The 3181-nt window shown below is 67.3% G+C and carries 1 protein-coding gene; it reads left to right on the forward strand.

Annotated features, from left to right (window positions below):
* Positions 1-3181 (forward strand): hypothetical protein (locus EN742_RS29385; RefSeq protein WP_210214488.1); only part of this gene is annotated, 3181 nt, incomplete at both ends.

A 3181-nucleotide genomic window follows, 5' to 3' on the forward strand; every position in this document is an offset into this window, starting at 1 on the left:
TTTGCGAGCGACGAAACCGATATCCTGACGGTCGCTGGCTCGCTCGCGGTTTCCGCGGGCAACGCCGGCGTTGGCGCCGGTGTCAATGTGTCGACGCTGACGAAGAGAACGACTGCATCAATCGAGGCGGGCGCCGACATTGACGTCGACGGCAACGTGACGGTCGAAGCAACCGGCAACGAGGACATCGGCTCGTTCTCGGTGGCTGCGGGCGCGTCGAGCGGCGCGGGCGTCACGCTGACGGCCGACGTCTTCGTGCTGGACCTGAAGACCCGCGCCTTCATCGGGTCGGATCCGCTGGCGCCAATCGGCGGCCTGACGGATGTGCGGGCACGCGGCAGCGTGCTCGTCCAGGCACTCGACGAGACCGAGATGGACCTGATCGTTGGCGGCGTGGCGATTGGCGGCAGCGCCGGTGTCGGCGTCGCGGCCGGCGTTGCGGTTGTCGACAAGGTGACGGATGCCTTCATCGGCGCGGGTGCACGCGTCACCGGCGAGGGCCACGGCACGGTCGCGGCGAGAACCGGCCGCTACGACGTCTCCTACGCGGGCAGCCAGGCGATGTCGAGCTTCGAGCCGCAGGGCGGCAACAAGCCGACCGCGAGCAGCCTGGAGGCTGGTACGCCGTCAGGCCTCACCCAGTTCAAGGACCTCGACCAGGAGGGCGGCGACGACGTCCAGCAGGATCCGGGGCTGACTCAGAACCGGATTGCGAACGCGGCGGTCGACACCGGCTTCCGCGGCGTGGCTGTCTCGGCCTCGGCGAAGGATGATATCGAAACTTTTGCAATTTCCGTCGGCGGCGGTGGTTCGGTCGGCGTGGCAGTTGGTGCCGCCGTCAACATCGTCGATACCAAGACAAAGGCGTTCATCGGAGCCGATGCACAGATCAACCAGGACATGGCCGGCGCCGGAAATGCTGGACAGTCCGTGCTGGTTGCGGCGGCGAGCGACTTCAGCCATGTCGGCGTCGGGGCCGGTGCGGCCTTCGGCGGTTCGGGCGCGGGCGCGCCAGGCGTCGACGTATCGGTCATCAAGGTCGATACTTTCGCGACGATCAACGACGGCGCGGACGTGAAGGCGAACAACGACGTCGCCGTGATCTCCACGTCCAAGGAAAAGGTCATCGTCGTCTCCGCCGGCCTTGCCTTCAGTGGCACGGTCAGCCTGGCGGGCGGCGTCTCGGTGCTGTCGTTCGACACCGAGACCTATGCCCGCGTCGGCGCCAACGCGACGATTGTCGCCGGCGGCGACGTCGCCGTCATGGCCAAGGACGATTCCGAGGTGGTGGTGGTCGCGGGTGCGGTCGCCATCGGCCTGTCGGGCGGCGGCGCCGCCGGATCGGTCGCGGTCGTCACCGTCGACAAGCTTACTGAAGCGACGATCGGCGACAATGCAAGCATCGACGCCTCCGGCAACGGCGCCGGCATCGGCGGCGTGCTTACTGGCACGATCGTCGGCGGCGGCGATCCGAGCGGCTTCGGCACGGCCGAGGCGCATGGCGTCATTGTGCAGGCCGAATCGTCGGAAGAGGTCACCAACGTGACAGTCGCCGGCGCCGGTGGCCTTTATGTCGGCTTGGCTGGCTCCGTCACTGTGACGCTGCTCAATTCGGACACCAAGGCGCTGATCGGGGTCGGCGCCGACATCAACCAGGGCGCGGCAAATTACGTCGCCCATCCGGGCACGGTCGCGGGCGCGCAGGGCGTCTATGTCAACGCTGCGAACGAGGTCCGGGTCACGTCCTTTGCGGGCGCTCTCGGCGCCGGTTTCATCGGCCTGGCCGGTGGCATCGACTTCGGTAGCATCAAGAACGACACGGTTGCCGCGATCAACGCCGACGCCATGGTGCGGGCGCGCGGCGACGTGTCGGTCAACGCGGTTGCAATCAAGGTTCTGCGTGGGTTCGCCTTCAGCGGCGGCATCGGCGTCGGCGGGCTCGGCGCGTCCGTGTCGGTCTGGTCGGTCGGCGAGGAATTCAGCGACTCCTATCAGGACAACCAAGGTGGCAGCGGCAACGCGACGAAGGACGACGGAAGCCCCAAGACCGCCAATGACGAGGCCGGCGGCCAGGCCGACGACGGTGTCGAAGGCGTCACCGGGGAATTGAGCCGCTTCGGCAGCAGCGCCAACAGCAATACGGCCGACTCGCGGGTCAAGGCCGGCGTTGAAGGCGCCCGCGACAAGGTCGGCGCCAACGCGCTGACCTCCAGCGCCCTGACTAACAAGCTAACGGCCGCCGTCACCGACGAGCGCGGCACCACCGCGTCCGTCGAAGGCGGCGCCACGGTCGAGGCCGGTCACGACATCGTCGTGAACGCGCGTGAACAGATGGAAGTCGACATGTTGGTCGGCAGCCTGGGCGCCGGTCTTGTTGGCCTGGGCGCCTCGATTTCCGTCGTCAATGTGTCGGGGCAGGTGCGAGCGAAGGCCGGTGGAAGCCTGAAGGCTGGCAATGCCATCCGAGTCGAAGGCCATTTCGGCCAGGATGTCGATGTCACAACCGTCGCCTTGCAGGCCGGCTTCGTCGGCCTCGGCGCATCGGTCGCGGTGGTCAACGATACCAGCCGCATTCAGGCCGGCTTGCTCGACAACACAGTGGTCAACGACGCGGCCAGCCTTACGGTCTCGGCGACCAGCAACCAGACGTTCGACGTGCTGACGACCGGCATACAGGCCGGCGCGGTGGCCGTCGGCGCGTCCTACAGCGACGTCACCATCGGCGATGACGACGACAACACCAAGGAAGTCCTGGCCACGATCGGCGCGGGCAGTCAGATCGGGCAGACCGACACCGTCGGAGCCATCACCGTCCATGCGGACTCGACGATCAACGCGGATTCCGACACCTTCGCGCTTGCCGCGGGGCTCGGCGCGCTCACCTTCAATTTCGCTTTCGTCGATGTTCAGCCGAACGTAGAGGCATCGATTGGCGGCGGCGCCAACATCAATGCGACGGGCCTCCTCACGGTCGAGGCGTGGACGCTGCACGATGCGACCGGCGACGTGTTCGCGCTTTCGGTCGGCGCGCTGGCGGCCGGCACCAGCCTGGCGACGGTCAATGTCGTCCCGACGGTGGCCGCATCGATCGGCGGCAATTCGACGATTCACGCCGGCGGCATCGTCATGCTGTCGTCACACAATTACGAGGGCGAGACGGCGACCGACCGCGGGGCGAAGG

The organism is Mesorhizobium sp. M4A.F.Ca.ET.020.02.1.1 (genome assembly GCF_004022645.1).
Lineage (GTDB): Bacteria > Pseudomonadota > Alphaproteobacteria > Rhizobiales > Rhizobiaceae > Mesorhizobium.